The organism is Blastocatellia bacterium, from assembly GCA_035573895.1.
In the GTDB taxonomy this organism is placed as follows: domain Bacteria; phylum Acidobacteriota; class Blastocatellia; order HR10; family HR10; genus DATLZR01.
Genome location: DATLZR010000089.1, coordinates 1 through 23,877, shown reverse-complemented (window position 1 = coordinate 23,877; position 23,877 = coordinate 1). Strand labels below are relative to the sequence as shown.

23 protein-coding genes are annotated in these 23,877 nt (G+C 59.3%); 13 read left to right on the top strand and 10 right to left on the bottom strand.

Translation table 11 applies throughout. From position 1 onward, the window contains the following. The 3 genes from VNM72_08865 to holA form a co-directional block, all read left to right on the top strand. Nucleotides 1–565, top strand: a 565-nt coding sequence (locus tag VNM72_08865; GenBank protein HXF05514.1) for a class I tRNA ligase family protein, incomplete at its 5' end; no start/stop codon positions are given. 140 nt (nt 566–705) lie between these two features. Beyond that, on the top strand, nt 706–1,230 hold the full coding sequence (locus VNM72_08860) for an LptE family protein (GenBank protein HXF05513.1): 525 nt from the start codon (nt 706–708) through the stop codon (nt 1,228–1,230). Between the two features lie 88 nt (nt 1,231–1,318). Beyond that, complete coding sequence (holA, locus tag VNM72_08855; protein ID HXF05512.1) at nt 1,319–2,407, top strand: DNA polymerase III subunit delta; 1,089 nt, start codon at nt 1,319–1,321, stop codon at nt 2,405–2,407. Here the strand turns inward: holA and VNM72_08850 are convergent. The 7 genes from VNM72_08850 to VNM72_08820 form a co-directional block, all read right to left on the bottom strand. Next, entirely contained in the window at nt 2,390–3,229 is an 840-nt protein-coding gene (locus tag VNM72_08850; protein HXF05511.1) for a Cof-type HAD-IIB family hydrolase, read from the bottom strand. The genes holA and VNM72_08850 overlap by 18 nt on opposite strands. Then, nucleotides 3,229–3,948, bottom strand: a complete 720-nt coding sequence (locus VNM72_08845) for a hypothetical protein (GenBank protein HXF05510.1) — start codon at nt 3,946–3,948, stop codon at nt 3,229–3,231. Before VNM72_08845 ends, VNM72_08850 begins: the two co-directional genes overlap by 1 nt. 13 nt (nt 3,949–3,961) lie before the next feature. Beyond that, nucleotides 3,962–4,528, bottom strand: a complete 567-nt coding sequence (locus tag VNM72_08840; protein HXF05509.1) for a stage II sporulation protein M — start codon at nt 4,526–4,528, stop codon at nt 3,962–3,964. 164 nt (nt 4,529–4,692) lie between these two features. After that, nucleotides 4,693–5,190, bottom strand: coding sequence for a biotin/lipoyl-containing protein (locus tag VNM72_08835; protein ID HXF05508.1), 498 nt, complete (start codon nt 5,188–5,190; stop codon nt 4,693–4,695). Next, nucleotides 5,187–6,707: an acetyl-CoA carboxylase biotin carboxylase subunit gene (locus tag VNM72_08830; GenBank protein ID HXF05507.1), complete on the bottom strand. Its 1,521-nt coding sequence runs from the start codon at nt 6,705–6,707 to the stop codon at nt 5,187–5,189. Before VNM72_08830 ends, VNM72_08835 begins: the two co-directional genes overlap by 4 nt. 24 nt (nt 6,708–6,731) lie before the next feature. After that, complete coding sequence (locus VNM72_08825; GenBank protein HXF05506.1) at nt 6,732–7,580, bottom strand: hypothetical protein; 849 nt, start codon at nt 7,578–7,580, stop codon at nt 6,732–6,734. Further along, nucleotides 7,577–8,314, bottom strand: a complete 738-nt coding sequence (locus VNM72_08820) for a CDP-alcohol phosphatidyltransferase family protein (protein ID HXF05505.1) — start codon at nt 8,312–8,314, stop codon at nt 7,577–7,579. The genes VNM72_08825 and VNM72_08820 overlap by 4 nt, the downstream gene beginning before the upstream one ends. A 519-nt stretch (nt 8,315–8,833) precedes the next feature. Here VNM72_08820 and VNM72_08815 point away from each other — a divergent pair. The 3 genes from VNM72_08815 (at nt 8,834) to VNM72_08805 (ending at nt 11,471) form a co-directional block, all read left to right on the top strand. Continuing rightward, nucleotides 8,834–9,178 carry a hypothetical protein gene (locus VNM72_08815; protein HXF05504.1) on the top strand — a complete coding sequence of 115 codons (345 nt, stop codon included), beginning with the start codon at nt 8,834–8,836 and terminating at the stop codon, nt 9,176–9,178. A gap of 239 nt (nt 9,179–9,417) precedes the next feature. Continuing rightward, complete coding sequence (locus tag VNM72_08810; GenBank protein ID HXF05503.1) at nt 9,418–10,359, top strand: VWA domain-containing protein; 942 nt, start codon at nt 9,418–9,420, stop codon at nt 10,357–10,359. A gap of 35 nt (nt 10,360–10,394) precedes the next feature. After that, complete coding sequence (locus VNM72_08805) at nt 10,395–11,471, top strand: VWA domain-containing protein (GenBank protein ID HXF05502.1); 1,077 nt, start codon at nt 10,395–10,397, stop codon at nt 11,469–11,471. Nucleotides 11,472–11,844: 373 nt separating this feature from the next. Here VNM72_08805 and VNM72_08800 read toward each other — a convergent pair whose 3' ends face one another. Then, nucleotides 11,845–13,707 (bottom strand): ABC transporter ATP-binding protein, encoded by a 1,863-nt coding sequence (locus VNM72_08800; protein ID HXF05501.1) that lies wholly within the window; start codon nt 13,705–13,707, stop codon nt 11,845–11,847. Between the two features lie 396 nt (nt 13,708–14,103). On the opposite strand from VNM72_08800, the gene ruvC reads away from it, so the two are divergent. The 7 genes from ruvC to VNM72_08765 all read left to right on the top strand — a co-directional run bounded on the left by ruvC (nt 14,104) and on the right by VNM72_08765 (nt 22,765). Then, nucleotides 14,104–14,574 carry a crossover junction endodeoxyribonuclease RuvC gene (gene ruvC, locus VNM72_08795; protein ID HXF05500.1) on the top strand — a complete coding sequence of 157 codons (471 nt, stop codon included), beginning with the start codon at nt 14,104–14,106 and terminating at the stop codon, nt 14,572–14,574. Nucleotides 14,575–14,965: 391 nt separating this feature from the next. Further along, nucleotides 14,966–15,436, top strand: coding sequence for an NADH-quinone oxidoreductase subunit I (locus tag VNM72_08790; GenBank protein ID HXF05499.1), 471 nt, complete (start codon nt 14,966–14,968; stop codon nt 15,434–15,436). Nucleotides 15,437–15,505: 69 nt separating this feature from the next. Continuing rightward, on the top strand, nt 15,506–16,906 hold the full coding sequence (locus VNM72_08785; protein ID HXF05498.1) for a S41 family peptidase: 1,401 nt from the start codon (nt 15,506–15,508) through the stop codon (nt 16,904–16,906). Nucleotides 16,907–16,924: 18 nt separating this feature from the next. Next, nucleotides 16,925–17,701 carry a hypothetical protein gene (locus VNM72_08780; protein ID HXF05497.1) on the top strand — a complete coding sequence of 259 codons (777 nt, stop codon included), beginning with the start codon at nt 16,925–16,927 and terminating at the stop codon, nt 17,699–17,701. An 870-nt stretch (nt 17,702–18,571) separates the two neighbouring features. Then, complete coding sequence (locus tag VNM72_08775) at nt 18,572–19,867, top strand: right-handed parallel beta-helix repeat-containing protein (protein ID HXF05496.1); 1,296 nt, start codon at nt 18,572–18,574, stop codon at nt 19,865–19,867. A gap of 171 nt (nt 19,868–20,038) precedes the next feature. Then, a complete protein-coding gene (locus tag VNM72_08770) occupies nt 20,039–20,278 on the top strand; it encodes a hypothetical protein (protein HXF05495.1) in 240 nt (79 codons plus the stop codon). A 603-nt stretch (nt 20,279–20,881) separates the two neighbouring features. After that, the gene (locus tag VNM72_08765; GenBank protein ID HXF05494.1) at nt 20,882–22,765 is read left to right on the top strand and encodes a YCF48-related protein; all 1,884 of its coding nucleotides are present in this window, start codon (nt 20,882–20,884) and stop codon (nt 22,763–22,765) included. 1 nt (nt 22,766) lies between these two features. On the opposite strand, the gene VNM72_08760 is transcribed toward VNM72_08765, so the two are convergent. Beyond that, a complete protein-coding gene (locus VNM72_08760) occupies nt 22,767–23,312 on the bottom strand; it encodes a methyltransferase domain-containing protein (GenBank protein ID HXF05493.1) in 546 nt (181 codons plus the stop codon). Nucleotides 23,313–23,316: 4 nt separating this feature from the next. Next, on the bottom strand, nt 23,317–23,877 hold a 561-nt coding region (eno, locus tag VNM72_08755; GenBank protein HXF05492.1), incomplete at its 5' end, for a phosphopyruvate hydratase.

The window sequence follows — 23,877 nt, the reverse complement described above, 5'->3', positions numbered from 1 at the left end:
GACGGCTGTCGCGGACGCTCCCGCCGTGCCGAGAGAACAGCTCACTCCCGCCCAGCGGGCGCTCGTGCGAAAGACGCATCAGACGATTCGCGGCGTCACGCAGGATTTCGAGACCGATCTCCAGTTGAACACAGCGATCGCCAAATTGATGGAGTTGCTCAACGCCATCGCCGATTTCGACGGCGAGGTCGGCGGTCCGGAAGCGGCCGGTGAAACGGATCGCGCCGTCATGGGTGATGCCCTGCGCACGCTCGTCACGTTGCTGGCGCCTTTTGCCCCTCACGTTGCGGAGGAGATGTGGGAGGGTCTCGGCCAGACGACGAGTCTCACCCGACAGTCCTGGCCCACCTTCGATGAGGCGCTCGCCCGCGAGGAGACGCTGGAGATCCCGGTTCAGGTCAATGGAAAGCTCCGCAGTCGCATCTTCCTGCCTCCGGGAACGCCCCGCGAAGAGTACGAACGCGCGGCGCTGGCCGACGAGCGCGTCAGAGCCTTCATTGATGGGAAGAGGGTCGTGAAGGTCATCGTCGTGCCGGAACGATTGGTCAACGTCGTCGTGAGCTGACGGTCGCGGCCCGGAGGGAAGAGGCATGCTCGTCCCGATCCGAGACAGTATTGCGTGGGGGAAAGACCTGACTCTCCATCCGAGGAGGAACGCCATCACGCTGCTTCCGGCATAGGGGGATATGCCGAGGTGAGGACTTCATGAGAGAAGTCGCCCTCACTCTGGCGCTGGCCATTGTGATCCTTCCGGGTGAGATGTGCGGCTATCGGCGGGCCGGAAGCGCGACGCGCCTGCCCTCGCACATTCGCACCATTGCCATCCCGCCCTTTCAAAATGCGAGTCTCCACTACCGCGTCGAGCAACGATTCACTCAGGCCGTCATCGCCGAAGTGCTCCGTCGCGGTCGGCGTCTGCGCATCACCGCTCATCCGCAGGACGCCGATGCCGTGCTCAGCGGAACTATTCGATCGGTCGCGCTCAGCGGAGCCCTCCTCGATGAAGCCGGTCGCATTCGCGTCTACCAGGTGACGATCTCGGTGGCCGTGACGCTGCGGGATCGCTCGACGAATCGGGTCTTGTTCGACAATCAGAATCTCGTCTTTCGCGGAGAGTTCGAGCTGCCCGAAGGGCCCGAGAGCTTGTTCGACGAAGAAGGTCCCGCCGTTGACCGTATTGCCCGAGAGTTTGCTCGCAGCCTCGTCTCCACGATTCTCAGCGGATTATGAGGGGGCGAAACGGGAGGTTCGTCCGCGTCCGTTGCTCGGAAGCACGCAATCGCCCGGAGGGAGAACGGAGAGACTGCCGAGGACGACGATGAAAAAGCTCACGCCGCAGGAATTCGAGCGCAACGTCGAACAGGGAGCCATCGAGCCGCTCTATCTCTTCACCGGGTTGATCCCCGAAGGAGCGAAGAGATCCGCCGATGACGATCGCTATGCCATCGAGGAGTACTCTCTCCGGCAGGCCATTCGCACGCTCACGGAGAAGGGGCTCGATCCGGCGTATCGCGAGTTCAATCTCGCGCGATTTTCGGCGCTGAAGACAGATCTTCGGGACATCGTCGCCGCCGCTCAGGAGATGCCGGTCTTTTCCCGGCGGCGAATCGTTCTCGTCTACGATATCGAGAGAAAGGGGAGAGCGGCGGCGGATGAAGCGTCCTCTGCTCCCTCGGATGTCGAACAGGATGCCCTCATCGAATATCTCAAACATCCATGCGAGACGACGACCGTTGTTTTCATCGTCCAGCGACTCGACCGGCGATTGACCCTGATGACGGCGCTCCTCAAAGCCTGCACGGCGGTGGAGTTTCGGCGGCTCACGGAGGCCGAGGCGCTTCGGTGGGTTCAGGCCTATCTTCGTCGCTACCACTGCTTCATGGAGGAGGCGACGGCAGCCCTGCTCATCGGCCTGGTGGGGACCGATCTCATGCTTCTTTCTCACGAGCTGGAGAAGTTAATCACCTACGTCGGCGGTCAGGGGGTGATCGCGCGGTCGGATGTGGAGGCGCTCGTCCCTCACCTGCGCGAACACTCGACGTTCGAACTGGAGGATCTGATTCTCGCTCGTGATCGCGTCCGCGCCTGGCGCGTGCTGCGGCGACAACTCGATGCCGGGGAGGAACCGGTGAAAATTCTCGGCCTCATTGCCAGCGTCTACCGGCGAATGCTCCTGGCCAAGGAAATGATGAGTCAGGGGAAATCGGCCGCCGACGTCGCCAGAGCCGTCGGGAAGCCTCCCGCGCTGGCCGGACGATTCAATGAGAAAGTCCGTCGGATTCCCCTCGATGAGATTATCGCGGGAATCAAACGGATCGCAGCCGTGGACGAGGCTATTAAAAGCTCCCTGGGATCACCCGAACACCAGTTGGAGATTTTGCTCTACGAGCTATGCACGCCCCAGTAAAAAGCGATCAATGGCCTCAGCCAGCCCATCCTCATCGTTGGGGCGCGTCAGAGGATATCCGAGGGTCTTCAGCTCCGGTTCGGCGTTCCCCATCACCACGCTCACGCCGGCATACTCCAGCATGTCGAGGTCGTTCTGGTTGTCTCCGACGGCCATGACCTCCGCCGGAGAGAAACCGTAGCCCCGGACGACTCTATCGAGGGCGCGCGCCTTCGAGCACGTCGGAGAGAGGACGTCCACCACTGTCATGCCCCGTTTCGGATAAACCGTCTTGAGGACTTTCACCTGAGAGCCAAAAGTGTTCTGAAGCGTCCGGGCGAATTCCTCCATCACCGGCGGGCGATCAATCGTCATCAGGTTGATGATGTCGTGGTCAACGTAGGAGAGGAGATCCGTCGTCGCCATGACCACATCGGGCAGCCGCTCCAGATACCGGCGGAGAGGCGCGTTTTCCGTCGAGATGCGGTCAATCACCGTCTTGCCCATTCCCCAGGGATCATCGCAGCAGACGATGTCCACGCCGCTGCGTCGGGCGCACTCGATCACATGGCGAGCCAGGTCCGCTCCGAGCAGATCAACGGCGATCGCGTCCAGTGTGTGAATGTCCTTGATGAGGGCTCCGCTGTGGGTGATGAGAGGCGTCGTCAGTCCCAGCTCCAGAGCAATCGGCCGCGCAAGGGCGAACCGACGACCGGTGACGAGGACCAGAAGGATGCCGCGCTGACGTATCTCATCAATCGCCCGACGGGTCGCGGACGAAATCGTGTACTCGGACGTCAGGAGCGTCCCGTCAACATCAACAGCCAGAAGCTTGATGCCCATCAGCGGGGGGGATGGAGCAGCTTCTCCATCACATTGGTGGCGAGCAGCCCGCTCAACTTCTGGAAGATGAAGAGAGAACCGGCAAATGTCAGCGGGATCAATGCCGCAATAATCGCTCCGAGATTGGCGCGGCGATCAATGGCACCGAGCCACGACGGCCACTGACTCAGTTGCCGGGCGACGAGCGATCTCAGGTCCAGCCGCTTATAGAGAAGATAGGCGCACAACAGAATGCTCAGGAGGGCGGCCACCGGCCCCAGCCGAGACAAAGGAAAGGTCCCCGAACGAACCTGGCGCTCCACATCGGCCCGGATCATCTCGGACAACCGCTGGACATCTTCGGTTGGCTGCAGACTCACCTCCAGGAAGAAGACGCCGTAGACGATCATCACCCCCAGAAGGATGTAGAAGGGCGTGAGCGACGTGACGACGATCGGATAAAGACTTTTGACCGAGGCTCGAATGTCAATCAGGTAGAGCCAACTGTAGATGAAGGCCATGCCCAGAGGAATCACCGCCACCATGAACAGCGCCTGAAAACCAAAGAAGACGAGAGTGCTCATGGTCGCCACGCCCCGCCATTTCTCCGGGATGAAGAGGAGATATTTGTACGCCAGAGCGTATTGAGTCGTCATGAGCAGGAGAAAGTAAGCGAGCACGGCGAGATTATATCTCGTCAGCTTGACATCGAAACGAGGAGCTTCGATCGGAACAGCCATAGCCTGTCCTTCCTCAGGTGATCAGGTGATGGAGGATGGTGGGTGTCACGTAGACCTCGATCAGGGCGGCCACAAAGAGCACGATGTAGCAGGCTGCCGCGACCTTGGCGTAGAGGATCACTTCCTGAGTCCAGTCAATCACCTGTCCTTTGACACTTTGGTAGATGCGGGAGGCAAAATACAATCCGAGCGCACCGACGGTCATAAATGATGCCAGCTCGAACAAACCATGTGGGGCCAGAGCGGCCAGCAGAATCGGCACCGGCATGGATTGCGCGGTGGCGATTTTCGAGAACACTCCGACCATGTAGCCGATCACGAACGCCTCCCCCAGCGACACCAATCCGCCGGTGAGAATGCCCACGGCCATCAGCAGAAACACTCGCGTGTTGTTGAAAAAGATCATGCGGAACGTGCGCACGTTTCGGACATCCTGCATGACCGTCGAGGCTCCCAGAACGTCCTGGCGGGGGAACGCGTCTTCGGGAAACGGAACGGCATAACCAACGATAATTCCCATGAAGAGTGCCACCACGAGGGCGGCCAGACAGAGGAAAAATCGCTTCCGCTCCAGCTTCATCCAAAAACGTTTCCGCTGTTGTTCCATCGGCAAAAACCGAGCCTGGAGTATAGGAGCCACCTTCGGCAATGTCAAGAAAGCATCCTCGCTTCGGCCTTCGGAGGACGAGGAGGAGTGTTCTTGCGTGTCATTTCGCATCTTTTGCAGGCTCCTTTCAGAGGGCTCTATTCGATGACGGCGAGAATGTCGCCGGCGTTAACCGTCTGGCCTTCCCGGACCATGATCTCGACGAGCTGCCCTGACGTGGGAGCGCGGACTTCATTTTGCATTTTCATGGCTTCGATGACGAGAATTCCTTCACCAGCTTTGATCTCCGTGGGGGCAGAAGCGAGAACGCGCACGATTTTTCCCGGCATGCGAGCCGTGACTTCGACCCGTCCCTGGCGTCCGTGATCAACCGCTCGCGGGCGATGGCGACGGTCAATGAGGCGAACGTCAAAGCGCTGATGACCCACGGTGACGGAGACAGTTCCGTTGGGCGACGGTGGCGCGACGCGCAGGGGGAAGACGCGGGGGCCGACAAGCACCGTGTAGACGCCGGGTTCCGGATTCAGGATCCTCACCTCGTAGCACCGATCCTCCACCCGGGCTCTGATGTCACCGCCGCTTCCTTCGAGGGTGACGCGATAGCGCGTCTGCTCGATCTCCACTTCGTATTTCATAGCCTTGACCGCTGAAGCGCCAGGCGGCCCTGGGTCTTCCAGAGGCTGGGCGAATCCGTCGGAGCAGGAGTCGTGGACGGCGTGACCGTCGCCACATGAAAAGTCGCGGCGATGCAGGCGAGGTCGCGCAGAAGCTGGAGATGAGCCGTGTCATCCCGGGAAAAACTGCGCCATCGCGTCGCCAGGAAATGATCGAGATAGCCCGTGTGAATGCGCCCGGCCAGGAAATCGGGGTCACGAAAGATCGCCCGATACAGCTCCAGCGTCGAGCCGATTCCCGCGATGAGGCACTCGTCGAGGGCCCGCCGCATCCGATCAATCGCCTCGGAGCGAGACCGCCCCCAGACGATGAGTTTGGCCAAAAGGGGATCGTACTCCATCGGCACCACCCAGCCGGGAAAGACTCCGCTGTCAACGCGAACACCGGGCCCGGAGGGAAAATGCAGACTCTCGATGCGTCCGGGCGAGGGGAAGAAGTTGTTGTCGGGATCTTCGGCGTACATCCGACACTGGATGGCGGAACCGCGGAGACTGATCTCCTCCTGTCGCAGGGTGAGCGATTCGCCGGCAGCCAGTCGGATTTGCTGCTGGACGAGATCAATTCCCGTGACCATCTCGGTCACGGGATGCTCGACCTGAAGTCGCGCGTTGACTTCGAGGAAGTAGAAGTTTTTCTCTTCATCCACGAGAAATTCCACGGTTCCCGCATTGGTATAGCCGGCGGCGCGGGCCAATCGAACAGCGGCTTCCCCCATGCGCCGACGCAGTTCCGGATCATCCAGACTCGACGGGCATTCTTCGATCACTTTTTGATGGCGCCGCTGGATGGAACATTCCCGTTCTCCCAGATAGATGATGTGGCCCTGCTGATCGGCCAGAAGTTGAATCTCGATATGACGCGGGTGAGGCAGGGCTTTCTCGATGTAAACCGTCGGATCTTTGAAGGCGGCCTGCGCTTCTGCCTGGGCCAGAGCCAGGGCGCTTTCCAGTTCCTCGGCGCTTGTGACCAGGCGCATTCCTTTCCCGCCGCCTCCGGCGACGGCTTTGAGCAGGAGGGGATAGCCGATGCGGGCGGCCACCTGGTGCGCATGCTCGGCGTTGGTGATCGGTTCGGCCGTCCCCGGAACGATGGGAATGCCGGCCTCGCGCGCGATCCGTCGCGCCTCCGTCTTACTGCCCAAACGTTCGATGGCCTGCCACGAGGGACCAATGAAACAGAGCCCCGCTTCGACGACCGCTCGGGCAAAACCGGCATTCTCCGCCAGGAATCCGTATCCCGGGTGAATGGCATCGGCCCGGGCGGCACGCGCGGCCGCAATGATCTTGTCGGCTCGCAGATAGCTCTCCGTCGGAGGCGAGGGACCCAGAAAGTAGGCTTCATCGGCCAGTCGTACATGAAGGGAATTCTCGTCGGCTTCGGAGTAAACAACGACCGGACTGATCCCCATCTCGCGGCAGGCGCGAATGATTCTGACGGCGATCTCGCCCCGATTGGCGATGAGGATTTTACGGAACATTATGTCGGTCGGGTCATCGGGAAGTCATCTCGTCGGTGGTCGTCTCGGGCCAGGTGGAGGTGACAGGGCGTCGGGAGCCCTCTCCTGAGCCGTCGCCGCCGGGGAAACCAGGACGTCATCTTGCAGGACAATATCATCGGCCGTGCCGAGGATGCCATCAGGACCTTTGGAGATCAATTGGTAGTTTTGAAAGGGGGGCGGGCCTGACGTGGCCGCAATCGCGCTCGTCGTCGTCTGGTAGACGAATTCGCGGCCCCAGTAGTCCACCACCGGTTTGAAGCTCGGATCCATCTCTTGCAGATCCAGCAGGCGGCGCGGGTAGGTGCCATACTGTTCTTTATAGGCTTCAATGGCGCGAGCCAGATGATAGAGATTCGCCCGCGTTGCCGCCAGGCGTTTGATCCGTCGGTTCTCCAGGAGCCGGGGAATCTGCGTGGCGAATACAGCCGCATGAAGAACAATCACACCGAGCGTCAGAGCCGCCGTGGTCCGCGAGAGCCGTCGTCCTCCATACCGTTGTGGGTCCCGTCGCGTTGCCCGCATTCCCCAGGCGGCAATGCACAGAACAACCACGCCCACCGGGACAAAAACCTTCGAGTAATTCACCAGCGCCCGCGCCAGAGCTTCCGTCCAGATGTACTCGCTCAGGTAGACATCACGAGCAACGAGCATCCCCTCGACAATGACGCCGAGGATCAGCAGGGCCAGAGCCGTCAGGGGAGCCCCCAGTCGAGGAACGGGATTCTCCGGCCCGACCAGCGAAGGTCCCACCCAGCGGGCTCCACAGGAACAGATGTCACGATCTCGCGCGACATCTCGTCCACAACACGGACAGGCACGAACAGATGGCACATCGCGGACACTCTTTTTCATTGTTTGTTCTCCCTCACCTGACCCCACATGGAGGAAGCCGCCGATGCCGACGCGCGGTGCTCCTGCCACGCAGAGACGTGAACCGATTCTGCCGCCCGACGGGAGGCTTCGTCCATCTGCTTCAGGTACCACCAGGTGTGATAGATTCGCTGGGCAACCGTCCAGTGCGAGAGGACAGCAATGACCCAGAGAACGGCGGGCATTTTGTGAAGAAAGTAGCTGTTCTCGGCTCCCGCCGCTTCGGTCAACGACCCGATGATGAGCAGAACAATGCGCTCCGGGCGCTCAAGAAATCCAATCCGACAGTGGGGAATCAACGATTCCGCGCGGGCGCGCGCGTAGCTCGTCATCACCGATCCCATCAGCGCCACCGCCGCAACGATCACGGTCATCAGGCTGTGCCGAGGGCCGGGACGCGCGTAAAAGATCATCAGCCCGATAAACAGGATGAGGTCCGAGTACCGATCCATGGCCGAATCGAAGAAGGCTCCGAAAGCCGTCACCCGCCGGGTCACCCGCGCAACCGTCCCATCGAGGATGTCCAGCGCCCCCGTGAGAATCAAAAGCAATCCGGCCTGAAGGAACTGTCCCAGAGCAAACAGGACACCGACAAGGACGGTGATGAAAAATCCCAGCAAGGTCAGCGCATTGGGATTGGGATTATACGAAGCCAACCACGCCGCCAGCGCGTCTCGTGCTCTCCCCCCATACAAGCCGATGACTTTACTGAACATCCAGCGCCTCTCAGCACGAGCGGCTTAATAATAGGGACTTGATGAGTGGCCTGTCAATGTGCCGCTTGCTGACAACCCCACGCGGCTCACCCCGGCTCCCGCTTCGGTCATGCGGGTGGCCCGAGAGAGCCGCGCTTGAGGGAATCGTCCCCCCACTGATGAGGATCCCGGAAGCGCCCCGTGCACAAGAGCGGGTGTCCTCTTGTCGGGCAAACACAGCAGGCATGATGCCCGCGTTCCCAGGCCTCCTCCTTTGCCGCCTGCTTCTGCAAGCCGGCACTATCTGTCGGTTAACAAGAGGTCACCTTTTCGCCGTGACGGTGGGGAGAGGTCTGGCTTCCAGTAGTCTTTGAGGAGTTGAGGGGGCGGGGGGCGCTGTTGTGTTGAACGTGGCCCTGCTCTGGCAGGGCGGCCCGCACGGGCGGTTTATCCCTCTTGCAAAAAGAAGGTCTCCCCCGCACAATTACACATACAACAGGAGGAAGGCCGAATAAGACTGATGCAAGGAGGATGATGATTATGAAAAAACTGATATCGCTGCTTCTTCCCGGTATTCTGACATTGATGCTCCCGGTCCTCGCGTGGGCCGAGACATGGAAGAATGCCCCGCTCATTGACACGATGTGCCAGTCCAAAGTCAAAGCCAATCCGGACAAGCACCCGACCCAATGCCTCATTCAATGCTCCACGAGCGGCTACGGTATTCTCACGTCCGACGGAACCTATCTGAAGTTCGACGAGGCGGGAAACAAGCAGGCGCTCGACGCCCTCAAGGCAACGAAAAAGAAAGAGGGCATTCGCGTGACGGTTACCGGAGATCGTGAAGGCGACACCATCAAGGTCAAATCGCTCACCATCGAGTAGGGCCGTTTCACATTCGTCGTGACGTGTCCATGTGGCGCGGGCTTTCGAGCCCGCGTTTCCTTGTGGCGCAGGCTTTCCAGCCTGCGGTTCGCAGACTGGAAAGTCCGCGCTACCTTTCTTGCTGGAGTGGTCACGGAACGAATTGGCGTTGGTGGGATAATGTTGATAAAATGAGGCTGGACAGCAGAAATCGTTCAGCCCCCGACGCACGGAATGGCGGAAGGGGGAGAGGAGGGCCGATGAGGAAACTGGCAGCGGCCGCAGTCATGATCCTGCTGGGAAGCCGTCTGAGCGATGCCCACCAGTCCCCGCCGTCCTCGCAGAACCCTCCCCCCGATCAAGCTCCCGTCGTTCGCCTGGGAACGAACCTGGTGGTCGTTCCGGTCACGGTCATGGACCCTTACGAACGTTATGTCACCGGCCTCCGGCGAGAGCACTTTGAGGTCTACGATGACAAGGTCAAACAGGAAATCGTCTTCTTCGCCGAGGAAGATGCTCCGATCAGCATCGGCATTGTCTTCGATGTCTCAGGGAGCATGAGAGAGAAAGTCAATCGTGCCCGGATAGCGCTGCGTCGGTTCATTGACACGAGCCATCCCGATGACGAGTTTTGCGTCATTGGCTTCAATCATCAGGCGCAACTGGTTCAGGATTTCACCTCCAGCGCCGAACAGATCATGTCCAAGCTCACGTTGATTGATCCCAGCGGGCGGACGGCGCTCTATGATGCGACCTATCTCGCTCTGGAGAAAATCCGTCAGGGGAAGCATCCTCGCAAAGCCCTTCTCATCATCAGCGATGGGCAGGATAACTCATCCCGTTATACCTACGGTCAACTGCGAGAGCGGGTGAAGGAATCCGATGTCCAGATTTATGCCATTGGCATTTTTGGGCTCTACGAGCGCGGCCAGAGCGCGGAAGCGCTCGGCCATTCGATTCTGGAAGAGATCACGTCGCTCACCGGCGGGCGGGCCTTCTTTCCCGATACGCCGGTCGAGCTTGATGATGTGATTGCCCGCATCGCTCTGGAGTTGCGTCATCAATACAGTCTCGGGTTTTATCCCACGAATCCGCCGCGCGAGGGCGAGTGGCGAAAACTCCGGGTGAGGGTCAATCCTCCGCGGGGACTGCCTCGCCTCACCGTGCGAGCGCGGGATGGGTATTATGCGGTCCAGAACTGAGGTATGAGACCGACGGGGGCGCGAGGTCATCGCTGATGCATCGAATCCGTTTTCACAACCTGAGATGGTACTGCCGCTGGAGCCTCGCCCTGAGTCTTGGCGGAGCGCTGCTCGTCGGTCCCTTCGCGGCTCCGATCTCACATTTCGGCTCTTATCGTCCGCTCGCGTCGGCCGCGGTCCACTCGCAAACGAACAAACAGGCCGAGAAGAAAAAACCGACGCCGCCCGGTGAGGAATCCGGGGATGTTGTCAAGCTCTCCAGCGAGCTGGTCATTGTGGATGTCACGGTCACCGATGAGAAAAATCAACCCGTCGCCGATCTGGACAGGGACCGGTTCGTCGTCTTTGAGAATAACGTCAAACAGGAGATCGCCTTCTTCGCCCGCGAGGAATATCCGGCCAGCATCGGACTGGTGCTGGACACAAGCGGCAGCATGAAGAAGAAGCTCCCCAAAGTCATCGCCGCGGCCAAGAGCCTCATTCGCCAGAGTCATCCTCAGGACGAATTCTTCCTGGTCGAGTTTAAGGGGGACGCGGAACTGCTGGAGGATTTCACCGACGATGCGCGGCTGATCGAGGATGCGCTTGACAGCCTGGTGGCCAGCGGCCAGACGGCTTTACTCGATGCCGTCTATCTCTCGGTCGAGCACGCTCACAGCAAAGGCAAACACCGCCGAAAAGCCATCGTTGTCGTCAGCGATGGCGAGGAACGCGATAGCTACTATAAACGCGATCAGGTCATCGAAGCCCTGCGCCGGTCCGAGGTTCAGGTCTTCGCCATTGGATTTCCGGAAGGATTGGGTGAGTACTCGATCTTTCACCAGACCGAGAGCCGCCGATTGAGCGGCCAGGAGAAAAAAGCGCGCAAACTGCTGGAGGATGTCTCGCGCATCTCCGGAGGCCGGGCCTTCTTCCCGGAAAGCCTCGATGAGCTGGAACCCATCGCCCAAACTATTGCTCGCGAGCTTCGCACCCAGTATGTCATCGGCTACTACCCGACAAATCCCCAGCGCGATGGAAGCTGGCGAGCCGTTCGCGTCGAAGTTCTGCCGGATAAGCAGCGAGGGAAGCTGACGGCCCGCGCGCGATCCGGTTACTACGCGATGCCATAACCTGCGCTTCAGCCCGACCGATAAATCCCCCTTTGCGCATGGAAAGCGTCTCGCGGCCGTCAGCCGCCGAGGACGGATCTTCTTGGGGGATCACGTGCAGCGCTTTTCAAAATCGAGCGACACGTATATCGGGGTGAAGATGGGCATTGGGGCAATGGGCAACTGAGTTTACCCTGGGAGCACATGCTTTCTCGCGTGCCTCTGCCCGCACGAGGCGAGCGCTCCCAGGACACAGGAAATCGAAAATCGCTATACCTCTCTTCGCGTAGGTGGCTCCCGGCTGCGGATCATGTTGCATCGGGAGCACCATATCAGCCGGGGAGATCGCAGTAATTTTCTCGCGGTCCGGGACGGGCGATGCCGCTACTGCCTCTCAGTCACCGGCCATCAGGAGTTCCTGGTCTTTGTATTGTAACTGGTAGAGCCGATAGTAGAGTCCTCGTTGACCGAGCAATTCGCTGTGGGTGCCGACTTCACGTACCTTGCCTTTATGAAGCACAATGATGCGGTCGGCGTGCTGAATGGTCGAGAGCCGATGAGCGATGATGAGGCTCGTTCGCCCTTGCAGCAGACGTTCGAGCGCCTGCTGAATGAGAAGTTCCGTCTGGGTGTCAATGTTGGCCGTCGCTTCATCGAGGATCAAAATGCGGGGGTTGAAGACCAGCGCCCGGGCAAACGCGATCAGTTGTTTTTGCCCGGTTGAGAGCGTCGCTCCCCGTTCTTTCACTTCCGCCCGGTAGCCGCCGGGGAGGTTCTCGATGAACTCGTGGGCGTGAACCTCGCGGGCCGCCCGGACGACGTCCTCCGATGTGATGTGCTCGGCACCAAGGCGAATGTTCGTTTCAATGTCGCCGGAGAAGAGAAAGACATCCTGCAAAACGATGGCGAACGCACGTCGCAACGCCGCGAGATCCCAGCGGCGAATGTCCACGCCGTCGAGGAGAATCTCACCCCGTTGAATGTCGTAGAATCGTAGCAGCAGATTCGTGATCGTCGTCTTGCCGGCTCCGGTATGCCCGACAATCGCCACGCGCTCGCCGGGACGAATCTCGAATGAGACATCGCGCAAGACCCAGTCCTCATCCGTATAGGCGAACCACACATGGCGAAATTCAATATGCCCCTGCACGACCGCCGGAGCATGTCCGATGACCGGTCCAATGATGCGACGGGGCGTATCCAGCAGTTTGAAGATGCGTTCGGAGGAAGCCATCGCCGCTTGCAGGATGTTGTATTTCTCGCTCAAATCGGAAATGGGGTAGAAGAATCGTTGAGAGAGCTGGATGAACCCGATGAGAGCGCCGATGGTGAGCGTTCCCCGGATGACCTGGCCCCCACCATACCAGATAATCGCCGCAATGCCGATGGCACTGATCAGTTCCACCGCCGGATAGAAAACGGCATAGTAGAAGATGGATTCGATATTCGCCCGCCGGTGATCATCGTTGATGGCATCAAAATCTCGCCTGGCTCGCTCCTGTCGGTTGAAGAGCTGCACCGTCGCCATGCCGCTGATGTGTTCCTGAAGAAAGGCGTTGATTCGGGCAATTCGCACGCGCACTTTCCGGTAGGACTCGCGGGCATTGATCTTAAACCAGAGCGTGAGGGCGACAAGAAGCGGCAGGACAGCGAAGGCGACGAGCGCCAGCTTCCAGTCGAGATAGAACATCAGGGCCATGATGCCGACGAGCGTGAAAACATCCTGAAAGAATGCCACGACGCCGGCGGTGAACAGTTCGTTGAGCGCGTCCACATCAGTCGTCAGCCGCGTCATCAACCGCCCGACCGGATTTCGATCATAGAATGCGATATCGCTCTCCTGTAGATGATCGAAAATCTGCCGGCGGAGGTCGTACATGATCTCCTGACCGAGCGATTGCACGAGTACCGTTTGGCTGTAATCGAGGGCGAAATTGGCAACGAGAGCCAGAAGAAAGAGACCTCCGATGAGGTTCAGTCCCATGATCGGCGACAGCTTCAGCCCCAGTTCGTCCAGAAGCCGATCGGCCACGGCTGACACCGAGCTGAGCTGTTCCTCCGGTTTCGGGTTGATGAACAAGTCCACGGCCGCAACGGTGAGGGCCGGCCCGGCCAGTTCAAGGATCGAGGCCAGCGAAATCACGCCGATGGCCGCCAGGAGCTTCCGGCGATGCGGCCGCACGTAGCCGAGCAGCCGGCGCATCAGCCGCGCGTCATAGGCTTTGCCGAGAACTTCTTCCTCGTGCAGTGAATTCATCGCTGTGATGGAACATCACAAGCTACCAGTGCACGAACAAACCCGTCAAGGTGCCCGAAAAAGTAATCGTTTCCCTATCGGCTTCGTGAAAAAAGGAAGTCTCCACCAGCCGGGGTAAAAGCGAAAAAATCATCACGCCGGAGGAACCCCTATGATCCGCTGCATTAGTCCCACTCCTCACGGATGAAGAGGTTCCCCGGATCACCCATCCGTTGGCGACGACGCCCCTTCCTCATCCTTAATCCCGTTTTTGAGCGCGCTGTTTGAAGCGGTTGCCGGACGCTTGTCCCCTCCCGAAGAGCAGGTTAACCTTGTCTGGTCTGAAGCCTCGTCGGGCGAAGGAGACGGCGGAGCTGGTAGCGCAAATGTCGTGCGGCAGGTCCGAGAAAAGTACGTATGAGAGTTTTGGGCATTGATCCGGGGAGCGAAACGACCGGCTACGGAGTGATTGATACCGATGGCCGAATTCATCGGCTGGCCGAGTACGGAACGATCCGACCCCGACCAAAAGCGAGTTTTGCCGAGAAACTCCTCTACATCGAGCAACACCTGCAAAGCCTCATCGAGCGTGTGAAACCCGATGCCGTCGCGCTCGAAGAAGCTTTCTACGCCGTCAATGTCAAAACGGCGCTCAAGCTCGGTCAGGTTCGCGGAGTAGCGCTCCTGGTCGCCGCGCGGGCCGGTCTGCCGATCTACGAGTATTCTCCCCTCGAAGTCAAAAGCGCCATTACCGGCTATGGTCGAGCGGAAAAACATCAGGTGCAGCAGATGGTGAAAATCCTTCTGCGCTTGCCGACGGTGCCACAACCCCATGACGCTGCCGATGCTCTGGCCGTCGCCATCTGTCATATCCACCATCAGCGGTGAAGGCAACGCGCACTGTTCACAACGACATGCGGACCGGTATCTCCATCGTTTCGGCTAGGCGAGACAGCGGTTCTCTGCTACAATGGGCCTTCATTGTCGCGCAGACTTTCCAGTCTGCGAGACGTAGCGCAGACTTTCTAGTCTGCGGAGATGAGGAAAGCCGCAGGCTGGAAAGCCCGCGCTACAATGCGAAAAACCGCAGGCTCGAAAGCCTGCGCTACACGTAGCGCGGACGTAGCGCAGACTTTCAAGTCTGCGAGACGTAGCGCAGAGTTTCTAGTCTGCGAGACGTAGCGCAGACTTTCTAGTCTGCGGAGATGAGGAAAGCCGCAGGCTGGAAAGCCCGCGCTACGCGTAGCGCAGATGTAGCGCCACAAGAGGAGGCGAAACTATGTCGGTGCTGGAAATCGTCAAGGCCATTGCGCAGGGACTGGCGACGACGTTTAAGCATCTGCCCGATCGGGTGACGACGCAGTACCCCGATGAGCCGGTCGTCCTCGAACGCCGATTTCGCGGTCAGCACATTCTCCACGTTGATGAAAACGGTCGGGAGAAATGCGTGGCCTGTTTCCTCTGCGCCATTGCCTGTCCGGCCGACGCCATCTACATTGAAGCCGCCGAGGACCTCCGCCCCTATCCCGAACGCATCGGCGTGGATATCCGCTATGCCAGGGTCTATGACATTGACTACGGCAAATGCATTTTCTGCGGCTACTGCGAAGAAGCCTGTCCCAAGGATGCCATCACCATGGGGCCGAATTTTGAACTCGCCTGGTACAGCCGCGAAGACATGATCAAGCATAAGGAAGACCTGCTCGTGACCAACCTGACGATCTCGCCGCGCTTGACGCTTGTTCCTTGATCGTAGTGGGTCGGGTGGATGCCTCACCTGACTCGAGCGGGCGACGGAGGACCATCGGGAGGACGACGGATGCGGAAGATTCTTTGCCTGATACTGCTCGGAGCATTCCCCCTGCCAATTATTCCAGGGCGGACGCTGACTCCGGCGTGGGCACAAGCGCAATCGGTCGCCAGCGTCGCTCCGGCCAGGACGCCGGCGGAACTGCGGCGGGAAGCGTTCGACATCGTCTGGACGACGGTTAAAGAGAAACATTTTGATCCTACCTTTGGCGGCGTGGATTGGGATCAGGTGCGACAGAAATATCGCCCGCGACTGGACGCGATCACCACCGATCAGGAGTTCTACGATCTGCTTCAGCAGATGCTCGGCGAGCTGCGGCAGTCGCATTTCAATATCTATCCTCCGGGGACATTCATCGAGGAGGAATCCAGCGAGCACGCTGGCGCCGGCGTGGGGCTTGATCTTCGGATTCTCGATGGACAGGCCGTCATTACTCGCGTGGAACCGGACTCGGCAGCAGCCCGCGCCGGACTTCGACCGGGGTTCATTCTCCTTCAAATCGAAGACACGCCCGTCGAGCGAATCAAAGAACGATTTGCGTCCAGCCGGGAACCCGATGCCCGACGCACCCTCCGTCTCGTTCGTGCGCTGCGCGACCGACTGCTCGGACGCGCGGGGACTTCCGTTCGCCTCGTCTATTTAGACGAACAGGATCGCCAGCGGGAAGTTGTGCTCGTGCGCCAGCCGCTCAAAGGAGAAATGTCGCCGCCGCTTGGAAATTTCCCCTCTCAGTACACGGAGTTTGAGGCCCGGCGCCTGGCCGGAGGCATCGGCTATATTCGGTTCAATGTCTTTGTCGTTCCCCTGATGGAGAAGATTCGCGCGGCCATTCGTGCGATGAGCGACGCTCCGGGACTCATCTTCGATCTCCGGGGAAATCCCGGAGGAATCGGAGGCATGGCTCCGGGGATCGCGGGATTGCTGGAGACGCGCCAACTGTCGCTCGGACGGATGAACATGCGCACCGGCTATCAGAATTTTGTCGTCTTTCCCCAACCGAATCCTTATACCGGTCCGGTGGTGATCCTCATTGATGGCGGCAGCGGATCCACCACCGAAATCTTCGCGGCGGGATTGCAGGAGATCGGACGCGCCATCGTCATCGGCGAACGCAGTCTGGGCGCCGCCTTGCCCTCGATCTTTCACCGGCTGCCGACGGGAGCGCTCTTTCAATACGCTATCGCCGACTTCATCACTCCCCGGGGAACGATGCTCGAAGGGCGGGGTGTCGTCCCCGACATCGAGATTCGACTTACCCGACGCGCCCTGCTCGACGGAGGCGACCCGGCTCTGGAAGCCGCCATCGAGTATCTTCAGAAGCACCGAAAATCATCACGACGGATGAACACGGATCGTCTCACCCGATCCGTGTCCCATAAATCTGTGTCCATCCGTGGTCATCTGTGGTGATTCTCCAAAGGAGGACCTATGCGACAGATTCTTTCGATCAGTGTGATCCTCATCGTGGGCGCCCTCGGCGCGGGAGCACAAAATCCCCAGCAAACGCCACCAAAACCGGCGGAGGCGGCTCCCGCAGTGGAATCGCTCCCGACGGCGGATCACATCCTCACCGCCTACGTTGACGCATTGGGAGGCAAAGCGGCGATGGAGAAAGTCACCAGCCGCCTGGTCAGAGGAACCTTCGAGATTCCGGCCATGGGAGCCGCCGGGGACTTTGAAAGCTATGCCAAAGCACCGAACAAAACTATCCTTACGTTTACTCTCCCCGGATTCGGCACGTTCCAGCAGGGATTCGATGGAACCGTCGCCTGGTCTCAGGACCCCACGTCCGGTCTTCGGGAGCTGACCGGCACCGAACTGGCAGCCGTCAAACTCGACGCCGATTTTTACCGGGAAATTCGCCGAAAAGAACTCTATCCCACGCTGAAAGTCCGGGGCAAGGAAAAAGTCGGCGATCGCACGGCCTATGTCATCGAAGCCACTCCCGTGGAAGGAGCCACCGAGACGTGGTACTTCGACACCGAGACGGGATTGCTTCTGCGCACTGATGTCGAGCGGGAGACGCCTCAAGGGAAAATACCGACCGAAACCTCCTACGAGGACTATAAGGATGTGGGCGGGTTCAAGATGCCCATGACGATTCGTCAATCAACGCCCGTGTTCACCCTGACGATTCGTATCACCGAGGTCAAGCTCAACGTCGAGATTGACGACGCGAAATTCAAAAAACCCGTCGCCCAGTGATATGCCGTTTGGAAAGGCGAGGGTCGTTATCTCGTCCCGCATCCGAACCCGCCTCGGATATAGCCTGGGGCGAATGCGAGCGAACCCCTTTGAGGGCGAACCTGCATTCCGCACCTGAGTCCGCGAAGCGGGCGTCCGAAAGTAGCCTGGGGTGAGCCCGAGCGAACCCCAGGACAGGCGACGCCCCATCATTTTTCCCTGAGCCCGCGCGAGCGGGCGGCCCACCTGAGGAGGACGGCAAGCAGCACCGTCCCATTCACGACACGGAGCGCAGGCTTTCGAGGCTGAGACCTGGCGCACCTGAAGAAGACGACGGCGCCGTCCCATTCCCGCAGTTGGACCGGGTGGTAACTTCCGATCTTCAACCGGATGGTAAGACTTTCAGAACGGTGTGGACAACCACTTCCAGACGCCGTTAGGCATCGCACGTTTAAAGCGAACATCGCCTCTGGCAGAGCAGCCTGTAGCCCTCCTGTCATGCCTGGCGGAGCCGGAGAGGCATTTGGGAGCCAACGGCTACGGACACATCTGGCCCCGGAGGGCGGGACTATAAGTTGCCTTACCCCCTCCGGGTCGGGCTGATGGACCTGCTTCCTCGTCCCCCGGATAAACCTTTTTCTTGACATCTCCCCAATTTTCATTTATTCTAGGGCCGGTTTTGGGAGGAAAGGGATAGGGGCCTGGGCTAAACGGGTGTTGAGAAATTGGAAATAACGCCGGTTACCAGGAACTCGCCCATGAGCTGTTGGTCGTTACATGGCAATGAACATACCACCCACGGGTGGCTTCTTCTCACTCGGCGAAAAAACCGGCGGGCGGGAACGCCTGACCGAGGAAGGCAAAAATTTTAGAAGGGAGGGCATGGGACCTATGAAACTCACACGTGGAAAGATCTTGGTTGGTCTCACGGTTTTAGCCCTGCTCATCGTTCCCGAACTTGCCCTGACGCAGGGACCGGGAGGGCAGGGCCGTGTGTTAAACGTCCGTCTCCGTCAAGTCTACGCCGACATCAGTACTGCATTGGCTGATCCAAACATCCAATCCGGGGATAGGCTCTTAATCGCAGGAGCGATCACGGAAACAGGAGATATTGACATCAGTGGTGGGGGTAATGTTCCTGGCCCCATCACAATTGTCAGCCAATCCCGGCTGGCCTTTGTCGCCCGCGTTACCGTGAGCACGTGCACAAATGGGGTCGTGGATTTGCGCAATCGCGCGGGAGCCGTCACCTGGATCGGAGGGATTATCACGGTACCGGATGGTTGCGCTGGGTTCTTTGATGATGGGACTGGAACGGGCGCTGGAAACCCCGTCACGATCCAGGGAGTGACCATTCAAGGGGAGTCCCCTACAACTTCTGGTATCAGCGGGATCGTTCTCCAAGACCAGGGCGCCCCTGGTGGTCCTTTCCGCATCCTGTCTAACCGGATCACAGGCGAGTTTAACGCCGGTATTGAGCTTGATGGGACGGATACGTCCATTAATGTGACCATTCGGGGCAATCGCATTACAAATACTGGGGACGCTGGTGGAACTTGTACGGGTATACAGGTTACGGATACCACAGGCAGCGTTGTTGTTGAGAGGAATCGTGTGGATGGGGGAGATTCGGCCGGTGCCCTTACATGTACCGGAGCCGGAATTGTCGTTGAAGAGGGAAATAATCCCTCAACGCCGGGAGTTGAGGATGTAACAATTCAGCGCAATACTGTGGTGAACTATGGTGCAGCCACAGGAATTTTGATTGACGACAGCAGCAATGTGGTCGTCAAGTCCAATGTGATTCGCGATAACGACACTGGTTTGGCCGTTGACCCGACCACCTGCAGCACTACCCCGTTCCCGCTCATCAACAACAACAACATCACCGGCTCGACCACGCTCGCACTCGACTTTGGCACGTGCGGTTACGACCTGGATGCGACGAATAATTGGTGGGGCGCGAACACGGGACCGGCGGATGCCGAGGGAGACGCTAGTTGCGGCTCGCCCACGCCGCCCACTTCGACCAACTGTAACACGGCTGCCGGAGCCGGTGGGGATATAAACGCCGCAGCTAAGGCCATCGGCACCCCCGATTGCTGCGGAGGCGGAGCATGTAATAACAGCGGGTTTGTCAAGACCTGTCCGTTCAAGCTCTTTGCCATTTTCGGTATCGGCGCATAACCGGGAGAAAGGGAGCCCCGGTTGCTCGCTCGGCCTGCTCATTCGGCGGGCGGGGCTCCTTGGTTTGATAATTTTCGCTCGATAAGGACTGCAGTCCAATAACTCAAACTCAACTCCGACCGGGAAGGCAGGTCGGAGGGTGAGGGATAATTCGACAAGGAGGAGAGAACGATGAAGAAGCTGAGCGCGCTAAGTCTGCTGTTGGCTATTCCATTGACCTTGACCCATCTGGTAGCGGTGATGCCGCAGATTGTTTTTCTGGTGGCATCCATTTTCCTGCCGCTGCCGGTTTTCATCTTTGAGAACCTGATCATCGCCGGAGCAGCACTTCTGTCAACGCTTTTGTTCGGCGTGGCCTTTGGTGGAAATGCGACGAATGCTTTGCTCACGGCATTTATCGTCGCCCTCTAACGAATCTGCGAATTGGCTCACGCGAGGCCCTGACCGCGCGTTGGATTTCTCTTCGAAGTGGGGGAGACGCGGGGAGTGAACCGTGTCTCCTCAACTTCTCCTTTGTAATACTCCCTGACTTGTCGCGCAGGCTTTCCAGCCTGTGACTTGTCGCGCAGCCTTTCGAGCCTGCGGTTTTCGCCACTGTAGCCGGATTTCGAGCCTGCGGCTTTTTCATCCTTCGGATCAGGGACGATTTCCGGTCTCAAATCGCTCTGGAAGTTCCCCGGTATCCTCCAGCGTCAGACGGAGCACCATAGCCGCAAGCACATGAGGAAGCCATAACCGACGTCGTGTTGAGGCCTGCGAGACTCCACGAGCGTATTGCCCATGTTCGTAGATTGGGTACCAGCTATGATCAGGCCTGGTCTTGACGACGGTTGGAGGAATCTATAACATGCCCCGGCGTGATGATGCGCCGATGTTAGAGAAATCGCCCATGGGCTTAGGCACGCCACGAAAGGTGAAAAACCCGAGAGCGCCCGCTTCCCCCGGGCCTCGTATTCGGCTCCACCGAGCACACCGGAGGCGTGCGCTCCCGGGGATTTTCGAAGGAGGGATCGAATGTCTGGCTTCGGACACCGTTGGTGCTTACCTGCTCTCATCCTTATCCTCGGTCATCTTTTTGCCGTCCCCTATGGGAGTCGCGGTCAGGCGCAAATCCGTTGGCAACCGGCGACGACCGGCCTCTATGGCGGAGATGTCACATCCATTGTCGAGTCCCCGAGGGGGGACCTCTTTGTCGGGACGTTCGGCGGCGGTATCTTTCGCTCCCGTGACCGGGGAGCGAATTGGTTGCCGGTCAATAACGGGTTGAGCAGTTTGGAAGTGCTCGCGTTGACGACAACGCCCTCCGGCTCTTTGCTGGCGGCTACTTCTGGCGGTGGGGTTTTCCGTTCAACCGATGATGGCGAAAGCTGGACGCCGATCAACAACGGATTGGATACTCTGTTCATCTTCGCGCTGGCGGTGACACCGTCGGGGACGCTTCTGGCGGGAAGCTTTGGCGGCGGTGTTTTTCGTTCCCGGGATAACGGAGCGACCTGGATGCCGAGCAGCGACGGGTTGACGGAGCCGCTGAGTTTAGTCGTCTTGCGATTTGCCACACGAACATCGGATAAGAGCATTTTCGCGGCGACCGCGGATACCGTCTACCAATCCACTGATGACGGGGCGAGCTGGAAGCGAATTGATCAAGGGTTGACGAGTTCGATTGTGCTGTCGCTGACGATCACCCGGACGGGGACCGTGTTTGCCGGAACGAACGGGGGAGGGATCTTTCGATTGAACGGTGATGGAGCCTCCTGGAGTCCGATGAACACGGGGTTAACGAATCTGGTTGTTGCGTCATTATTCGTCAGCGCAAAGGGCGACCTCTTTGCCGGAACCAACGGCGGAGGGATCTTTCGTTCGCGCGATCAGGGAGCTTCGTGGGCGGCAAGCAATAACGGACTGACCTACCTGTCGGTTCCCACGCTGTCGGGCGGCGCTTCGGGCGATCTGTTTGCCGGAACGCTCGTGGGGGGAGTTTTTCGCTCGACGACGGGCGGCGAGAGCTGGGTGCAGATAATCACGGGGCTCACGCAGACGAATGTGCAGGCGCTCGTTCAGGCGCCGGACGGCACCATCTTCGCGGGCGCGATTGACAATAGTCCGTTGCCCGGGACAGCGGCCGGCGCTCTCTTTCGCTCGCGTGACGATGGGGTGACCTGGGCCGCCCTTTCCGTCCCCTTCGCCAACACGCGCATCATGGCTATTGCTGTCAACCGCTCAACGGGTCATCTCTTTGTGGGGACAAGTACGGCGGGCGTCTTCCGTTCGACCGATGGAGGTGCAACGTGGACGAATAAGGGTCTCGCCGAGGTGGAGATTAAAGCTCTGACCGTGACCGGTACGGGTGTTGTGCTGGCGGGAACCAGCAACGGAATCTTTCGCTCGACGGACAACGGCGAGACCTGGACACGCGCCGATACCGGTCAAACGACTCCCGACGTGCAGGCGTTTGCGCTCACGCCGCGTGGACTGATCCTGGCCGGAACGACAAGCAGCGGGGTCTTCCGCTCGACGGATCAGGGAGCCACCTGGCAACCGTCCAATAGAGGACTCTCCAACGGCAACGTCACCTCATTTGCCGTGGCGTCCACCGGCGCGATCTTCGCCGGAACCAATGGCAGCGGCGTCTTTCGCTCCGACGATGATGGAGCGAGCTGGATCGAGAGCAATCGGGGTCTGGGAGATTTTTCCATTCGCATTCTGACGGCGACGCCGACGGGACAGATCTTTGCCGGCACGCTCTTTGCCGGAATATATGTTTCCCCCACTGGAACCATGAGCTGGACGGAGGCCAACCAGGGATTGACGGTTACCGATGTGCGTTCGTTTCTGACGACGGCCAGCGGCGCCGTGCTCGTCGGCACCACGGGCGGAGGAATCTTTCGCACCCGCTGAGTCACTTGACGACCTCAAGCTCGACGTAGATTTCCTTTCCCCGGATGATGAAGCTCAGGTAGTGTTCCCAGAAGCGGCGCGTGAAGCGCAAGCGCGGCCATCGCTCGTCGAGGTTGATGATCCACTCCCAGCCCAGGTATTTCCAGAGGTTGAGGACGGTGACGTGACGCCGCCGTAAGATGAAGCGGGCCGTCGTGTAAAAGGGAAAGGGCGGCTCCTCGTCGGTGAAGCAGCGAAAGGAAAAGCTGTTGAGGTGAGTGCGATGGGTTGGATCAGTCGCCCAGTCGGGATTGGTGTAGTGAGGGGCCAGAATTTTGATCACGCCGCCGGCGCGCGTGATGCGATGCAGCTCGGTCATCACGCCGATGACATTGTCCACGTGTTCGAGGACGTGTCGTCCGATGACTTCGTCGAAGGAGTCGGCGAGGAAGGGATAGGGAATTTCGTCCAGATCATGCAGCACATCGGCCGCCGTGCGGGGGTTGGCATCCATGCCGATGGCTCCAGGGACCTTGTGCGCACCGCAGCCGATGTCAAGAACGCGCATTCGCTCAGCCCCGAACAAGAGGTGGGAAGGCCGCCGCACCCGGATAGCGGGCGGCCCGGCCCAGGTCTTCTTCGATGCGCAGCAGTTGATTATATTTGGCGATCCGATCGGTCCGACTGAGCGAACCGGTTTTGATCTGACCGGCGCCGGTGGCGACGGCGAGATCGGCAATGAAGGTGTCCTCCGTTTCTCCCGATCGGTGAGAGATGATGCAACTGTAGCGATGCTGTCGCGCCAGTTCCATCGTGCGCAACGTCTCGGTGAGGGTGCCGATTTGGTTCACCTTGATGAGGATGGAATTGGCCACCTTCTGCTCGATCCCTTTTTGGAGAAACCGAACGTTGGTGACGAAGAGGTCGTCTCCGACCAGTTGAATGCGTTCGCCGAGGGCCTCGGTGAGCTGACGCCACCCGTCCCAATCGGATTCGGCCAGCCCGTCTTCGAGGGAGATGATCGGGTACCGGCGAACGAGCCCCTCATAATAAGCGATCATTTGTTCGGAGGTCCGTCGGGAGTGATCTGACTTTCGGAAGACGTAGACGCCGTCCTCGTAGAATTCGCTTGC